Source organism: Geodermatophilus obscurus DSM 43160 (genome assembly GCF_000025345.1).
GTDB classification, from domain to species: Bacteria; Actinomycetota; Actinomycetes; order Mycobacteriales; family Geodermatophilaceae; genus Geodermatophilus; species Geodermatophilus obscurus.
Map to the genome: position 1 here is coordinate 3,586,911 of NC_013757.1, position 14,469 is coordinate 3,601,379.

At 74.3% G+C, this 14,469-nt stretch carries 16 protein-coding genes; 5 read left to right on the forward strand and 11 right to left on the reverse strand.

All coding sequences use genetic code 11. The features are described from left to right. The first annotated feature begins 170 nt into the window (after positions 1-170). Complete coding sequence (locus GOBS_RS25585; protein WP_166487430.1) at positions 171-2,600, forward strand: DUF6777 domain-containing protein; 2,430 nt, start codon at positions 171-173, stop codon at positions 2,598-2,600. A gap of 333 nt (positions 2,601-2,933) precedes the next feature. Next, complete coding sequence (locus tag GOBS_RS16715; RefSeq protein WP_012949442.1) at positions 2,934-3,356, forward strand: hypothetical protein; 423 nt, start codon at positions 2,934-2,936, stop codon at positions 3,354-3,356. 6 nt (positions 3,357-3,362) lie between these two features. Here GOBS_RS16715 and GOBS_RS16720 read toward each other — a convergent pair whose 3' ends face one another. Continuing rightward, a complete protein-coding gene (locus GOBS_RS16720; protein WP_012949443.1) occupies positions 3,363-3,788 on the reverse strand; it encodes a ChaB family protein in 426 nt (141 codons plus the stop codon). Positions 3,789-3,964: 176 nt separating this feature from the next. Here GOBS_RS16720 and GOBS_RS16725 point away from each other — a divergent pair, with 176 nt between their 5' ends. After that, on the forward strand, positions 3,965-4,528 hold the full coding sequence (locus tag GOBS_RS16725; protein ID WP_041241537.1) for a PAS domain S-box protein: 564 nt from the start codon (positions 3,965-3,967) through the stop codon (positions 4,526-4,528). A 6-nt stretch (positions 4,529-4,534) separates the two neighbouring features. Next, on the forward strand, positions 4,535-5,563 hold the full coding sequence (locus GOBS_RS25590) for a GGDEF domain-containing protein (protein WP_012949444.1): 1,029 nt from the start codon (positions 4,535-4,537) through the stop codon (positions 5,561-5,563). 223 nt (positions 5,564-5,786) lie between these two features. Here the strand turns inward: GOBS_RS25590 and GOBS_RS16735 are convergent, their stop codons facing one another. Genes GOBS_RS16735 through GOBS_RS16755 form a run of 5 tightly spaced genes read right to left on the reverse strand, consistent with a single transcriptional unit; the run spans position 5,787 to position 8,699 of the window. Continuing rightward, the gene (locus GOBS_RS16735) at positions 5,787-6,671 is read right to left on the reverse strand and encodes an alpha/beta fold hydrolase (RefSeq protein ID WP_012949445.1); all 885 of its coding nucleotides are present in this window, start codon (positions 6,669-6,671) and stop codon (positions 5,787-5,789) included. A 1-nt stretch (position 6,672) separates the two neighbouring features. Beyond that, entirely contained in the window at positions 6,673-7,065 is a 393-nt protein-coding gene (locus GOBS_RS16740) for an acyl-CoA thioesterase (protein WP_012949446.1), read from the reverse strand. Further along, on the reverse strand, positions 7,062-7,292 hold the full coding sequence (locus GOBS_RS16745; protein ID WP_012949447.1) for a hypothetical protein: 231 nt from the start codon (positions 7,290-7,292) through the stop codon (positions 7,062-7,064). Before GOBS_RS16745 ends, GOBS_RS16740 begins: the two co-directional genes overlap by 4 nt. Position 7,293: 1 nt before the next feature. Next, complete coding sequence (locus tag GOBS_RS16750; RefSeq protein WP_012949448.1) at positions 7,294-7,551, reverse strand: DUF2795 domain-containing protein; 258 nt, start codon at positions 7,549-7,551, stop codon at positions 7,294-7,296. Between the two features lie 14 nt (positions 7,552-7,565). Then, the gene (locus GOBS_RS16755; RefSeq protein WP_012949449.1) at positions 7,566-8,699 is read right to left on the reverse strand and encodes a baeRF2 domain-containing protein; all 1,134 of its coding nucleotides are present in this window, start codon (positions 8,697-8,699) and stop codon (positions 7,566-7,568) included. A gap of 150 nt (positions 8,700-8,849) precedes the next feature. On the opposite strand from GOBS_RS16755, the gene GOBS_RS16760 reads away from it, so the two are divergent. Beyond that, positions 8,850-9,212 (forward strand): DUF8129 domain-containing protein, encoded by a 363-nt coding sequence (locus GOBS_RS16760; protein WP_012949450.1) that lies wholly within the window; start codon positions 8,850-8,852, stop codon positions 9,210-9,212. Between the two features lie 76 nt (positions 9,213-9,288). Here the strand turns inward: GOBS_RS16760 and GOBS_RS16765 are convergent, their stop codons facing one another. Genes GOBS_RS16765 through cpaB form a run of 5 tightly spaced genes read right to left on the reverse strand, consistent with a single transcriptional unit; the run spans position 9,289 to position 14,465 of the window. Further along, positions 9,289-10,176 carry a type II secretion system F family protein gene (locus GOBS_RS16765; protein WP_012949451.1) on the reverse strand — a complete coding sequence of 296 codons (888 nt, stop codon included), beginning with the start codon at positions 10,174-10,176 and terminating at the stop codon, positions 9,289-9,291. Then, a complete protein-coding gene (locus GOBS_RS16770) occupies positions 10,176-11,108 on the reverse strand; it encodes a type II secretion system F family protein (RefSeq protein WP_012949452.1) in 933 nt (310 codons plus the stop codon). The genes GOBS_RS16765 and GOBS_RS16770 overlap by 1 nt, the downstream gene beginning before the upstream one ends. Continuing rightward, entirely contained in the window at positions 11,108-12,514 is a 1,407-nt protein-coding gene (locus tag GOBS_RS16775) for a TadA family conjugal transfer-associated ATPase (RefSeq protein WP_012949453.1), read from the reverse strand. Before GOBS_RS16775 ends, GOBS_RS16770 begins: the two co-directional genes overlap by 1 nt. Further along, positions 12,511-13,734, reverse strand: a complete 1,224-nt coding sequence (locus GOBS_RS16780; RefSeq protein ID WP_012949454.1) for a CpaE/TadZ family protein — start codon at positions 13,732-13,734, stop codon at positions 12,511-12,513. Before GOBS_RS16780 ends, GOBS_RS16775 begins: the two co-directional genes overlap by 4 nt. Then, on the reverse strand, positions 13,731-14,465 hold the full coding sequence (gene cpaB, locus GOBS_RS16785; protein WP_012949455.1) for a Flp pilus assembly protein CpaB: 735 nt from the start codon (positions 14,463-14,465) through the stop codon (positions 13,731-13,733). Before cpaB ends, GOBS_RS16780 begins: the two co-directional genes overlap by 4 nt. Between the last annotated feature and the right edge of the window lie 4 nt (positions 14,466-14,469).

Consider the following 14,469-nt stretch of genomic DNA (forward strand, 5'->3'; position numbering starts at 1 on the left):
CGGTCGGCTACCCCCGCCAGGCCGGGCCGGAACGCCGGGCGCCCACTTCGCGGGGTCCCCGACGAGAAGGTCGCCCGGACCCTGGCGGAAGGCGCCATGAACGCCAGGGACCGAAGAATGCTGGCAAAAAGGTAGAAAAGCAGTATCAGGACGCTCCGTCGTGGCTCAAGATGAGAAGTGATGCCATCCCGCATGGCGGAGGTACCACCATGTGGCTGTTCGCCAGCTACTCACGCAAGGACGAGACCGCGGTCCGAGGGCTGATCTCGGACCTGCAACGGGCCCACCTGTCCGTGTGGCACGACCAGGAGCTCCGCGGTGGCGACCCGTGGTGGCAGGACATCCTGCGGCGGATCCGTCAGTGCGACGTGTTCCTCTTCCTCCTGTCCGACAACTCCCTGGCGTCCAAGCCGTGCCTGACGGAGCTGTCCTACGCGAGAGCGCTGGGTCTGCCGATCCTGCCCGTGCAGGTCGGCCCGGTGGGGAACATCCGCCTCACCCCGGTCGCCGACATCCAGGTAGTCGACTACCGGGAGCGGACGCTGGCCAAGGGGATGGAGCTGCTCGACGCCATCCAGCAAGCCGTGACTGAGCGGCACCCGCTGCCCGAGCCCCTGCCGGAGCCACCGTCGGTCCCGTTCGAGTACCTACTCCGACTCGGATCGGCGATCGGGGCGGCCCAGCTGACCCCCGACCAGCAGGGCGACTTCATCCGGCAGCTGCGCGAGGTTCTGGAGACGGAAGACGACGAAGGGGTCAAGGACGACGCCCACGAGCTCTTGCGGGCGCTGCGCCGCAGGCCCGACATCACCTACCGGAACGCACAGGCGATCGACCGGCTGCTCGCCGACCTGGCCGCTGCAACCACCCCGGTGACGGTCCGCGGAGCCTCCTCCGCGGGCGAGGGGCCGCCGGCGTCACCGACGGCGGCCGACGACCACGAGCCGCAGAAGGCGGGGGCCGGCGACGTCGGCGCCGGCGGACGTCCGGGTCGCCGGCTGAGGACGGGATTGCACGCCGCGTCGTCCGGCCGACCCGAGCGGCTGCGCCGTACGCGCCGGCTTCTCACCGCGGGCGCGCTCCTGCTCGCACTCGCAGCCCTGGGGGCGATCTGGCTCCTCGGCCGCGGCGACACGATCCCGCCCTCGGATGTCGTCCTCGCCCAGCCTGCTGCCGACGTCGGCCCCGAGCCGTTCGCCGAGTCCGCCGCTGCGGGACAGGGGGAGCCGCCGATCTCCTTGGCGGGCGCAGTCTCCGGGGCGACCCCGGGCCTCTACGGCGGCACGGGGACGAATTCCTGCAACGCCCAGGGCTTGGCAGACTTCCTCGAGAAGCAGCCGACACTGGCAGCGGCATGGGGAACTGCCCTCGGCATCTCGGTCGAACAGGTCCGAACCTTCCTGGGCGGGCTCACTCCGGTGACCCTGCGCACCGACACCGCCATCACCAACCACGGCTTCCGCGATGACAGGGCCGTCCCCTTCCAGGCCGTGCTACAGGCCGGGACGGCGGTGCTCATCGACGCGTACGGCGAGCCGAAGGTCCGATGTGCCTGTGGTAACCCCCTCCAACCGCCGGAACAGCAGGCCGACATGCCCTACGAGGGGCCGCGCTGGCCGGGATTCGAGGCCGAGACCGTCACGGAGATCAAGCCGGCGCCCTCCCCGGTCGAGGAGTTCGTCGTCCTCCGCCAGGACACCGGCGACTTCGTCGCCCGCCCGCAAGGGACCCAGGGAGACCAGGACGACCACCCCGATACCGCCGCCGAGCAACGGGCCCGTGAGTTGCCGACGAGTTCGGCGGCCGGTTCGCCCTCCGACGACGGCGGGGCCGGCGAGCAGTCGAACGAGGGAGGCGAGAACGCGTCCGGCAACGGAACGGACGACTCCAGCACCGTTCCCGGCGAGAACCCCGGCACGGCGCCGGGGAACGGGAGCGGTGAGGGCACCGAGGACGGGCCGGACTCCCCGTCCGGCGGCACCGCCGGCGACACGGAGGACGACGTGCAGACCCGCGACAGGGCCGTGGAGGGAGTCTTGCCCGGCGGCACCGACGGCGAGGCCGGCGGAGGCAGCGGAACCCCGCCCGGCGGCACCGACGGCGAGACCGGCGGAGGCAGCGGAACCCCGCCCGGCGGCACCGACGGCGAGGCCGGCGGAGGCAGCGGAACCCCGCCCGGCGGCACCGACGGCGAGACCGGCGGAGGCAGCGGAACCCCGCCCGGCGGCACCGACGGCGAGACCGGCGGAGGCAGCGGAACCCCGCCCGGCGGCACCGACGGCGAGACCGGCGGAGGCAGCGGAACCCCGCCCGGCGGCACCGGCGGCGAGACCGGCGGAGGCAGCGGAACCCCGCCCGGCGGCACCGACGGCGAGACCGGCGGAGGCAGCGGAACCCCGCCCGGCGGCACCGACGGCGAGACCGGCGGAGGCAGCGGAACCCCGCCCGGCGGCACCGGCGGCGAGACCGGCGGAGGCAGCGGAACCCCGCCCGGCGGCACCGGCGGCGAGACCGGCGACGGGACCGTGCTCGTGCCCGGCAGCGGCGACGACGCCGGCACGGGCGACAGCACCGTGCCCGACGCCGACCCGGCCGACTGATTCGCCGAGGAGCCGGGACGGGCGGGGCGTGGAGTCCGAGGAGCGACGTCCTACGGGTGGCGCGACGAGCTCCTGGACGGTGGTCCGCCGACGTCACAACTCACGTGCCTTGCGCATCTGCCGACCATCGGCCTGTTGGAGGGCGTCGACCAGCTCGTGCTCGATCATCCTCGAGCGACGGAGATGTTCAGGAGCTCGACGATGTCCATCAGGCCTTCTTGCTGGCGTGGGCGTCCGGCGAGGTCGCTAGAGTTCGTTCGTGGGCTCTCCCCCCATGGCGCGATCCGCCGCCGCCGCCGGCAGCGGCCAGCACCCGTCCGTCGACCACGCGTAGTGGACGCGGACGACTGGTCCAAGGTCGTGCTCGCGGTGATCCCGGTGGTGGGCGCCGTGGCCAAGGTCCTCCGAGGGGCGGTCAGGGGTCGCCGCGGTCGGTTGTCCAGCGACGCAGACCTGCTCGCGAAGCTCCCTCCGGACAGCGCTGCGTACAAGCGCATGCTGGGGCACCTGGACGAGGAGGTCGGGCGCATCATCGAGGAGGAGGACAGGAAGCGCCGGGACGTCGTCGGGGTCGTGCTGGGTGTGGCCCTCCTGGCCGGGGCAGCAGCCCTCGTCGTCTCGGCATGGCACAGCGACAGGGACGTGTCCCCGTTCCTATGGGCGGCAGCGGCGGTGGTCGCGATCGTCGGCACCGTCGGCCTGGTGCAGGACGCGATCCCGCGGGCACGGGACGACGCGGGCCGACCGATCAGGTAGGCCCATCTAGCTCCTGTTCCGCGCCTCGGCGGTCGCCCTGTCGTTGGCCTTCTGGATGGCGTCGACCAGCTCGTCCTTGCTCATCGTCGAGCGGCCGCTGATGTCGAGCCTCTTGGCGACGTCCATCAGGTGTTCCTTGGTGGCGTTGGCGTCGACGCCGCCCTTGGTCCCACGGTTCGTGTCCCGGCCGCCCTCGGCCTGGGCGTCGCTCGGGCCCTCGTGGTCCTTGGGCTCCCAGTGGTCGCCGACCTTCTCGTGCGTGTGCTTGACCGCGGCCCAGGCCGTCTGGTTGGCCCGCCGCTCGTCGTCGTAGAAGTCCATCGCCGAGTCGTGCGCCTTGGTGAAGGTGCGCTGCGCCTTCTCGTCCGAGCGCTGCAGCGTCGAGGGGATCTCGTCCTGCTTCGCGTCGCCGCTCTTCGTCGTCTTCGGCATCGCCCCTCCTCGGCCGGCCGTCCGCACTCGTGCTACCCGGCGCGCGTCGCCAGGTAACCGACCGGTCCCGGGCCGCGATCGTCACCGACCGCACGGGCCACCCGTTGGAGTGGGCTCGGCGTCCCAGCCCGTCGACCGGGCTGCTCGAACTGTCGATGGCACGGGCAGGAGGTGCCATGAGCGACGGGTTCCCGCCACGGGGAGAGCAGGACGCGGCCGCCGACGCCCAGCCGGTGCGGACATCCGCGCCGGTGAAGGCGGTCGCGGTCGGCGTCCGTGCTGCACTGCTGGCCGGCGTCGCCGGGTTGATGGCACGGCGACCAGCTCGCCGGCGCGCCGACGTCACCGGCGCCCTGACCGAGGCCCGTTTCCGGGCCCTGTTCGAGGCGTCCCCGGTGGGTATCGGTCTCTCCGACGAGCGCGGGGTGTTCGTCGCGGTCAACCCGGCGATGTGCCGGCTGTTCGGCCGACCGGCCGAGGAGCTCCTGGGCCGGTCCGCCGCACCGTTCCACCACCCTGACGACCGACATGTGCATGCGGCGTCGGCCCAGCTGATCACCGCCGCGGAGGATGGGGTCGGGCGGGTGCAGAAGCGCTACGTGCGCCCCGACGGCACGGTCCGGACGGCGTGGCTGACCCTGACCCACATCACGGGCCCTGACGGGCGGCCGTGGACGCTGGCCCACGTGCAGGACGTCACGGAGCGGGTGGCCGCCGAGCAGGCGCTGCGCGAGTCGTAGGAGACGGTGCTGGCCGTCGCGCGGCTGGTGCGGCGCATCCGCTCCGGGGTCGACGTCCGCGGCACGATCCTGGAGGCGGTCCGGGCCCTCGGCGGTGCCAGCTCGGCCCACCTGGTCGAGTACGAGGACGCCTGTGGGAGCCCGGGCGCGCGAACCGGCGAGGGGCCCGCCGCAGCGTCGAGCCTCGTGGTGACCGCCAGCGTGGGCGTCGACATGACGGGCACGCGCACACCGATCGACGCCACCTCCGTCTACGTCGAGGTGGTACGCAGCGGCCGACCGCTGTTCCTGGCCGACCCGGCCGCGGATCCGCTGTTCGCGGGCGACCTGCTGGCGGCGTCCGGCGCGCGGTCGGTGCTGGTCCATCCGGTGCAGTCCGGTGACGCCACGCTGGGTGTGCTCGTGGTCGCCTGGAACGAGCGAATCGACTCCGTGTCCGACCAGCGGGCGGCCACGGTGGACCTGCTCGCCGACGAGACCGCTCTCGCGCTGGACAACGAGGTCCTGCTGCGCAGGCTCGAGCGCACGGCGGCCACCGACGCCCTCACCGGCCTGCCCAACCGCCGGTCGTGGGAGGCGGACCTGCCCGCCCTGATCGCGTCCGCCCGGCGCACCGGCGCGCCGCTCAGCATCGCGGTGGCAGACCTCGACCACTTCAAGGTCTACAACGACACCTTCGGCCACCAGGCCGGTGACGACCTGCTGCGCCGCTTCGCCGCTGTGTGCACAGAAGTCCTGCGCGAGCCGGACGTCGTGGCCCGCTGGGGGGGTGAGGAGTTCGTCATCGCCCTGCCCGCCTGCCCTGAGGCACACGCGCAGCGGGTGCTCGACCGGCTGCGCGCAGCAGTGCCCGAGGGACAGACCTGCAGCATCGGCCTCGCGGTCTGGGACGGCGTGGAGAGCCCTGACGCGCTGCTGGCCCGCGCCGACGCGGCGCTGTACCGGGCGAAGGCGCTGGGGCGGGACACCGTGGCCTCGGCTGCGGTGGGCAGCAACTCCGGACCATCGATCCTGACGAGCTCGTCGGACTCGTGACGACACCAGAGCCGGTGGTGTGAGCGGTCCGCAGGCGGGACGACCGGGCAGGTCGACCACCGTTGACGGCGTCGCGACCACGCGGAACGCCGTCGTGCACGGGAGTGAGGCCGGCATCGGAGCGCTGCGCCCCTCGCGTGGGACCGCTGGTGGTGCCGGGGATCTCGTCCTGCCCGGCGTGCCCGCCGTGGGTCGTGTTCGGCACGCCGTTGCCCTACCGGTGTCAGCCCGCCACGAACGGGACCAGCGCGGCAACCAGCTCCTCCGGGGCCTCCTCCGCCATGTGGTGGCCGCTGTCGATGCGGCCGCCGCCGCGCAGGTCGCCGGTCCAGGCCGCCCAGATCCGCAGCGGGTCGCCGTGCAGGTCCTCGAGGTCGTCGTGGGCCGACCAGAGCACCAGCGTGGGGCAGGCGACTCGCCGTCCGGCGGCCCGATCGGCCTCCTCGGCGGCGCGGTCCACGGTCAGGCCGGCGCGGTAGTCCTCGAGCATGGCGTGCACCGTGGCGGGGTCGGCGATCGCACGGCGGAAGTCCGCGTGGTTCTCCTCGCCCATCTGCGCGGCCTTCCCCGGGGCCAGTGCGCCGTACCAGGCGTCGGGGTCGGCGCCGATGGCCCGCTCGGGCTTCTCCGGCTGGGCGAAGAAGAACCAGTGCCACCAGGCGGCGGCGAACCGGGCGTCGACGCGGTCGAGGTGCTCGACGATCGGGATGCAGTCGAGGACGGCGAGGTGGGTGACGGCGCCGGGGTGGTCGAGGGCCGTGCGCAGCGCGACGTAGCTGCCGCGGTCGTGTCCGACGACGGCGAAGCGCTCGTGGCCCAGGCCGCGCATCAGCGCGACCACGTCACGGGCCATGGCCCGCTTCGCGTACGGCGCGTGGTCCTCGGTGGTCGGCGGCTCGGACGACCGCCCGTAGCCGCGCAGGTCCGGGCAGACGACGGTGTGCCCGGCCGCGGCCAGCAGCGGGGCGACCCGGTGCCAGGTGGTGTGCGTGCGCGGGTGCCCGTGCAGCAGGACGACGGGCGGGCCCGCGCCACCGACCCGCACCCGCAGCCGGACGCCGTCCGCCCCGTCCTGCCGCGTCTCCGCGACCCCCGGGAAGAAGGTCACCTCAGGACACCTGGAAGCGGCTCCAGTGGGCGCGCTCGTCGTCGGTCATGGCCCGGCTCGCGTCGGTGGCGAAGTCGAACAGGACCATCACCACGGAGGCGCGGATGGCGACCTCGTCGTCCTGCACCAGCTCCTGCCGCAGGGTGAGCGACCTGGTGCCCAGGCGGGTCACCGTGCTGCGCACGCACAGCCGCTCGCCCACCCGGTAGTACAGCTGGCGCAGGTAGTCGACCTCCAGCCGGGCGAGGATCAGCCCGCGGTCCCCCGGAGCTCCCTCGGCCATCGCCAGCCGCGCGTCCTCGATCAGGCTCAGCGCCCGGGCGTGGTTGACGTGGCCGAGGGAGTCCGGGTCCGACCAGCGCAGCTGGACGGCGTGCTCGTGCCGGGCGCTCAGGGCAGGTCCGCGGTCTCTGCGGACTGACGGTGGGCGCCCTGGGCGTCGTCCGGGTCGGGGTGGACCGTCCGCTCCTCGGACTCGGCCAGGATCACCTCGGCGGCGACCTCCTCCATGCCGCTGCCGTGGAGTTCCTCCTCCTCGGGCAGCAGCTCCGCCCGCGTCTGGACGTTGTGCTCGGTGACGTTGGCCAGCGCCTCGGGGCTGGGCTCCTTGTTGGTGGTCACCTCAGAACCGCTGCTGCTCGGTGCCGATGCCCAGGGCGCGGGCGACGTCCTGCACGTTCTCGAACTGCTGGCCGGACGGCAGCCGGCGCAGGTCGGAGAGCACGCGGTCGGGGGCGTTGCCCTCCTGGGCCTTGGCCACGAGCGCGTCCTTGTCGGCCGGCCACACCTCCTTGCCGAGGGCCTCGGCGAGCGCGGCGCGGCGCTCGACGTCGCCGGTGGAGGTGCCGGGAGAGGTGGCGGGCTGGTGGGGGTCGGTCATGTCGGTCTCCCTGGTCACTGGGCCGTGGGCGTGGAGTCGTCGGTGTAGCGGAGGATCGCCGCGACCGGGATGTCACCGGGCATCGCCGCCCGGGGGACGACGACGACGCCGGCCGCGCTCGCCACGGAAGCGGCGAGCAGCGCCCCCTCGGCCGGGACGACGGTGCCGTGGGTGCCCAGGGCGTCCATGTCGTGCTGGTCGACGCCGAGTTCGAGCGGCGAGTTGCCGACGATGAGCGTGTCGTCGGGGTCCTGCTGGTCGGCGAGGACCAGGGTCTCGACCTGGCCCTTGCGCAGCGCCTCGACCACCGCGGCCTTGCCCGTGACGGCCAGGCCGTGGGCGCCGGCGGAGGCCAGCTTCTCCACCGCGTCGGCCTCCTCGCGGGCCTCGTGCTCGGCCACGAGCTCGGCGGTCCGCTGGTCGACCGGCTCGCGGTCGGCGCCGGCGGCCCGGCCGCCCTCGTCCATGGAGACGATGAGTTCCGACCACAGGTCGCTGGCCCGGTCGGTGAGGATCTGCCGGGCCCGCATGTCGCCGGCGAGGAGCACGAAGCGCGGGTGCAGCCGGCGCACCAGCGAGGCGATGCGCTCCGCGACGTTGTCGGCGTTGTGGATCCACTTGTTCTCGGCGTTGTGCTGGTAGCGGTGGTGGGCCCAGCCGCCGCCCTGGAACTTGCGGATCTGGAAGCTGTCGCCCTCGACCTCGTCCTCGATCTCGGGCTTGCCGACGAGGGTGGCCACCGAGATGTCGGCCCCCACCCGGTCGGTGACGACGACGATGTGCGGCACGCGTCCGGGCAGCTGCCGCAGGATCGGGAGCAGGTTCGGGGTCGGCGACCACTCGGCGACCTCCTGCCGCGGCGCGCCCACCAGTGGCTGGTCCAGGACGACGGAGCCGTCAGCCGCGACGACGAGGGCCCGGCCCCGCAGCGTGGCGATCTCCCCACCCTCGTTGGCCTCCAGCAGCCGGCCGCGGACCGCCTCGACCACCGGCTCCGGCGCGCCCTGCTCGGTGAGCTTCTCGGCGATGGCGCGGACCCGCAGCTCCACCTCGGTGTCGGCGTTCTCGGTGGTGTGCGTCACGTCGGCGCACACGGTGGCGTAGGGCCCGGAGGCGGTGAAGACCGGTTCCAGGAAGGACACGTCCATGGGGGTGGGACCACTCCTCGATCGCTGTGGGTCGGGTCGGCGGTTCGGGTCGGGGGGCTGCGACCCGGGCTGCCCGCCTCCGCCGCCTACCCACCGACCGTGCCCTCACACCCCGGTGTCGATCGGCCGGAGCACGGGTAGGCGGTCGGCATGACCGAGCACGACCAACTGCCGCTGCCCGACTACGACCACCTCCCCGTGGACGGGCTCACCTCCCGGATCCGCACGCTGGACGCCGCCGGGCTGGAGACCCTGCTGGAGTACGAGCGGGCGCACGCCGACCGGCTGCAGGTGGTGACGATCATGGAGAACCGGCTGGCCGCGCTGCGCGAGGGCGCCCAGCCCTCCGGTGGCGACCCCGCCGCCGCGGCCGCCGACGACCCGGTGCACGCCGGCGCCGGCTCCCAGGTCTCCGAGGCCACCAGCGGCCCGGCGATGAACCCGCCGTCCCAGGGCGACCCGACCAACCCGGCCCAGCCCCGCTCCAGCGGCTCGCACAAGAAGGGCGGCTGAGCCCCTCCCCGCGCGAGATCTGCACAGTGGCGCTCATCGGGCACCCGATGGCCGCCACTGTGCAGATCTCTCGGGGTCAGCCGCCGAAGGCCGCGGCGATGTCCAGGACGGCGGGACCGAGCAGCACGATGAAGAGCGTCGGCAGGATGCAGAGGATCAGCGGGAAGATCACCTTCACCGGGATCTGCATCGCCTTCTCCTCGGCCCGCTGCCGCCGCTTGAGCCGCATCTCCGCCGCCTGGGTGCGCAGCACGTCGGCGATCGAGACGCCGTACGCGTCGGCCTGCACCACCGCACGGATGAACCGGCGCAGGTCGGGCACCGCCGTCCGCTCGGCCAGCGCCAGGTAGGCCTCGCGGCGGGGCTGGCCGACGGCGATGTCCTGCAGCGTGCGCACGAGCTCCTCGGCCAGCGGGCCGCGACCGTTGCGCCCGGCCCGCGCCATCGCCGCCTCGAAGCCGAGCCCGGCCTCCACCGCGATCGTCATCTGGTCGAGGGTGTCGGCCAGCTCCAGCGCGATCGCCTGCTGCCGCTCCTGCCCGCGGCTGTAGAGCAGCAGCTCGGGCACGACGTAGGCCACGCCGGTCACCCCGACCGCCATGAGCACGGTCAGCGGGCCGGGGCCCGCCGTCACCACCAGCCCGCCGAGCGCCGCGGCCACCGCGGCGAGCACCAGCTTCGCCGCCACCAGCCGGGGCACCGGCCACTCCCCCGGGCGCCCGGCGGCGCCGGCCAGCCGGTTGAGCCGGGCGACCGTGCCGGCCGGGGTCAGGGCACGGACCAGCCCCGGCAGCAGCCGGGACCGCGGGCGGGCAGGCGCGGCGCCGGGCAGGTCCAGGCCGCGGGTCAGGTTGGCGCGGGTGCGGGCGGCGGCGTCCTGCGGGCGGGCCAGCAGCGCCCAGCCCAGCAGCGGGACGGCGAGGGCGACGGCCAGCGCGGCCGCGAGCACGGGGGTCGGCAGCATCAGAACCGGATCGCCACGGTCTTCTTGAGCCACAACCCGCCGACGGTGAGCAGCACGACGACGGCGGCGATCATCAGGTAGCCGGCCAGGCCCTCGGTGAAGCCGGCCAGGTAGGCGGGGTTGGTCACCGACAGGAAGCCGACGATGCCGAACGGCAGGGCCATCAGCACCACCGCCGACAGCTTGCCCTCGGCCGACAGCGCCTTGACCTGCCGGCGGATGGCGTTGCGCTCCCGGATGGTGTGCCCGACCGTGTCGAGGACCTCGGCCAGGTTGCCGCCGACCTCCCGGTGGATGCCGATCGCCTGCGCGACCCAGCGGAAGTCGTCGCTGTCCATCCGCTCGGCCACCTCGTCGAGGGCGTCGCCGAGATCGCGGCCCACCCGGGTCTCGTTGACGATCCGGGCGAACTCCTCCGACGTCGGCGCGGCGGCCTCGGTGGAGACGGCGTCGACCGCCCGCAGCAGGCTGTGCCCGGCGCGCAGGCTCGACGCCATCAGCTGCAGCGAGTCGTCCAGCTGGTCGGCGAACGCCGCCTGCCGCCGTCCGCGCTTCAGCCCGAGCAGCACCTTGGTGCCCAGCGGGGCCGCCGCCGCGAACACGACCGCCAGCAGCAGCCCGCCGAACAGCGAGCCCAGCGCCCCGAGGACGACGGTGGCCAGGCCCACCAGCAGGACGACGTCCGGTAGCGGCACCGCCACCCCCGCCCGTTCCAGCGCCGCCGTGCCGCGGGCCACCAGTCCGCGCCGGGCGAGCACCCGCTCCACCGCGGCGCCGGCCGCGGCCGAGGCGCCGGCCAGCGCGGACGCCGGCGGCGCCACCGTGGGGTCGAGCCGGGCCAGCGGCACCCGCCGTGGCCCGGCCGGGAGGACGACGAGGGCCAGCAGCAGGAGCGCGCCGGTGACCGCGAGCAGGCCCGCGACGGGCAGCATCAGGCCCACCCCCGGCGCGGCTCGACGGTGCCGAACACCCGCGGCGAGACCCGGATGCCGAGCTCGTCGAAGCGGTCGGTGAACCGCGGCCGCACCCCGGTCGGCACCGGCTTGCCGAGGAACCGGCCGGCCGCGTCGACCCCGGCGGAGTAGTCGAAGAGGAACGCGTCCTGCAGGGTGACCGTCTCCCCCTCCATGCCCTGCACCTCGGTCACGTGCGTGACCCGGCGGGTGCCGTCGCGCAGCCGGGTCAGCTGGACGACGACGTCGACGGCCGAGGCGATCTGCTCGCGGATGGCGCGCAGCGGCAGGTCCATGCCGGCCATGAGCACGAGGGTCTCCAGGCGCGCGATGGCGTCGCGCGGGGAGTTGGCGTGCACCGTCGACAGCGACCCGTCGTGGCCGGTGTTCATCGCCTGCAGCATGTCGAGGGACTCCCCGCCGCGGCACTCCCCGACCACGATCCGGTCGGGGCGCATCCGCAGCGAGTTGCGCACCAGGTCGCGGATGGTGATCGCGCCCTTGCCCTCGATGTTGGGCGGGCGGGACTCCAGCCGGACGACGTGGTCCTGCTGCAGCTGCAGCTCGACGGCGTCCTCGATGGTGACGATCCGCTCGCCGTCCGGGATGAACGAGGACAGCACGTTGAGCAGCGTCGTCTTACCCGTGCCGGTACCGCCGGAGACGATGACGTTGAGCCGCGCCTCGACGCAGGCGCGCAGCAGCTCGGCCATCTCCGGCGAGAGGGTGCCGAAGCCGATCAGGTCGTCGACGGTGAACGGGTCCTTGGCGAACTTGCGGATGGTCAGCGTCGACCCGCTGAAGGCCAGCGGCGGGATGATCGCGTTGACCCGGGAGCCGTCGGCCAGCCGGGCGTCGACCAGCGGCGAGGACTCGTCGATCCGCCGTCCCACCCGGGAGACGATCCGGTCGATGACCCGGCGCAGGTGCTCCTCGGAGGTGAACCGGGCGGCGGTGCGGACGAGCCGGCCGTCCTGCTCGACGTAGACCGCGTCCGGGCCGTTGCACATGATCTCGGTGACGCTCGGGTCGTCCAGCAGCCGCTGCAGCGGGCCGTAGCCGAGGACGTCGTCGGCCAGCTCGGCGGTCAGCCGCCCGCGCTCCTCGGCCGACAGCGGGACGCGCTCCTCCTCGACCACCTCGTCGAGCTCACCGAGGACGATCGTGCGCAGCTGCTCCTCGGAGAGCGACGGGTCGTTCAACCGGTTGCCCATGCGCTCGAACAGCGCCTTGGCGACGCGGTCCTTGAGCTTGGCGAGGGCGTCGGTGGGCGGCGGCACGGCCACCGGGGCGGCGACCCGGGGTGCCGGGAGCGCAGTGGGCGCTTCGGCCTCCGGTGCGGCGTGCCGCCCCTGGGCCGCGGCGAGGCGCGAGGCGAGGTTCACGACGCCGCCCGGTGCACGCAGGCGGAGGTCACGACGCCGCCCGGTGCTTCGCGCGGTAGCGGCCGGGCCGGACGATCGGGGTGGCGGCGAACCGGGCGACCAGCCGCTGCAGCTCCTTGGCCGCCGGGTCCTTGCGGCCGCCGGCGACGATCGGCACCCCCTGGTTGGTCGACACCGGTACCGCGGCCGAGCGCGGGACGACGACGTCCACGCCGGTGCCGATCGCCGTCTCGACGTCGCGCATCGACAGCCCGCCCTTGGCGTCGGCGAGGTTCATGACCACGTGCCGGCCGGCCGGGATCATGCACAGCTCGCGCAGCACGTCGAGCTCCTTGCGCAGCCCGCGGACCCCGGGGACGTCCATGCTGGGTCACCATGACCACGTCGGTGGCGCGGTCGAGGGCGGCGAGCGTCTGCTCCGAGAGCCCGGGCGCGGTGTCGACGACGACGTAGCGGAACTCGCGGGCCAGCGAGGCCAGTAGCCGGGTGACGTCGGCGCCGGTGACCGCGTCGCCGGCCGCCGGGGACTCCGCCCCGCACACCGCGTACAGGCCGCTGGGGTGCTGGGTGAGGAAGGTCTTGAGGACCATGGTGTCCTCGGCCGCCGGGCCGTGCGCGACGTCGGGCAGCGCGTACTCCGGCGTCAGGCCCAGCGCGGAGGCGACGTCGCCGAACTGGACGTCGAGGTCGACCAGGACCGTCGACTGCGGCGCGGCCGCGGTCAGGCCGATCGCCAGGTTGGTCGACACGGTCGTCTTGCCGACGCCGCCCTTCGGGGAGGCCACGGTGATGACCCGCCCGGTGTAGCGGGCGGTCTCCTCGACCGGGCGCAGCACCCGTCGGCGTCCGGCCGCGGCCGAGCCGGCGCGCTCGACGGCGGCGCGGATCTCGCCGGCGTCCGCGGTGGGCGCGAGCAGGTCGCGGACGCCGGCCCGCATCGCCTCCTGCCAGGTCTGCGGCGCCGGGTCGGCGAGCAGGACGACGCTGATGCCGGGGCACTGCACGTCGAGCCGGGCGGCCAGGGAGAAGACCTCCTGCGGCGGCGCCAGCGGGCCGACCAGCAGGACCTCGGGCAGCTCGCCGTCGACCAGCTGCTCGAACAGCCGGGCCGGGTCGGCGGGCAGCCGGCCGGCGGGCAGCACGTGCACGTCGCCGTCGGTCGCCTGCTTGACGCGCAGGACGAGTTCCTCGTCGGCTGCGCCGAGCACCACGCGACTCATGAGTAGTCCTTGTCGTAGACGTTCTCGGGGGTGATGACCTCGGTGCCGGTGGTGTCGACGCCCTCGGGCTCGAGGGAGAGCCAGACGGTGCCGTGCTCCATGCCGAAGACGACCGCCTCGGCCGCCTCGGGCCGTAGCCCGAGGGTGACCATGAGGCTGGCCGAGGGCGCCGCGCCGCCGGAGGAGGCGGTGTCGGTCCCCTCGCCGTCCGCGACGGCGACCGGCGCACCCTGCACCTGGGTGACCAGGACCCGACTGAGGACGGCGCGGGTCCGTCCGTCGAGGGAGACGTGCACGCCCACGGTGTCCCCGGCCGCCAGCCGGCCGCCGACCGCGCGCTGCGGCTCGAGCAGCAGGCTGACCTCGGCGGTGCCCTCGGGGGCGGGGACCGTGCCGGGCACGCCGAGGTCCCCCGGGACGGCGAAGCGGGCCGCCAGCAGCTGCTCGCCCGGCTGCAGGTCGACGGTGGCGACCCGGCCAGCCAGCTCGTCGAGGTCGGTCACGGCACCGGGGACCGCGGCCTTCGCCGGCAGTCGCTCGGTGCGGACCAGCTCGGCCAGCTCCTCCCCCGGCGTCCCCTCGGCGACCGGCCGGTCGACCACGAGCACGTCCACGGTCTGCACCCCGGCGAGGGCGCGGGCGTCGGCGCCGCGCACGTAGGCCAGGAGGACCACGGCGCCGGTGGCGGCGAGGAGCAGCGCCGCGAGGGCGGCGAGCAGTCGGCGTCTCAACGAG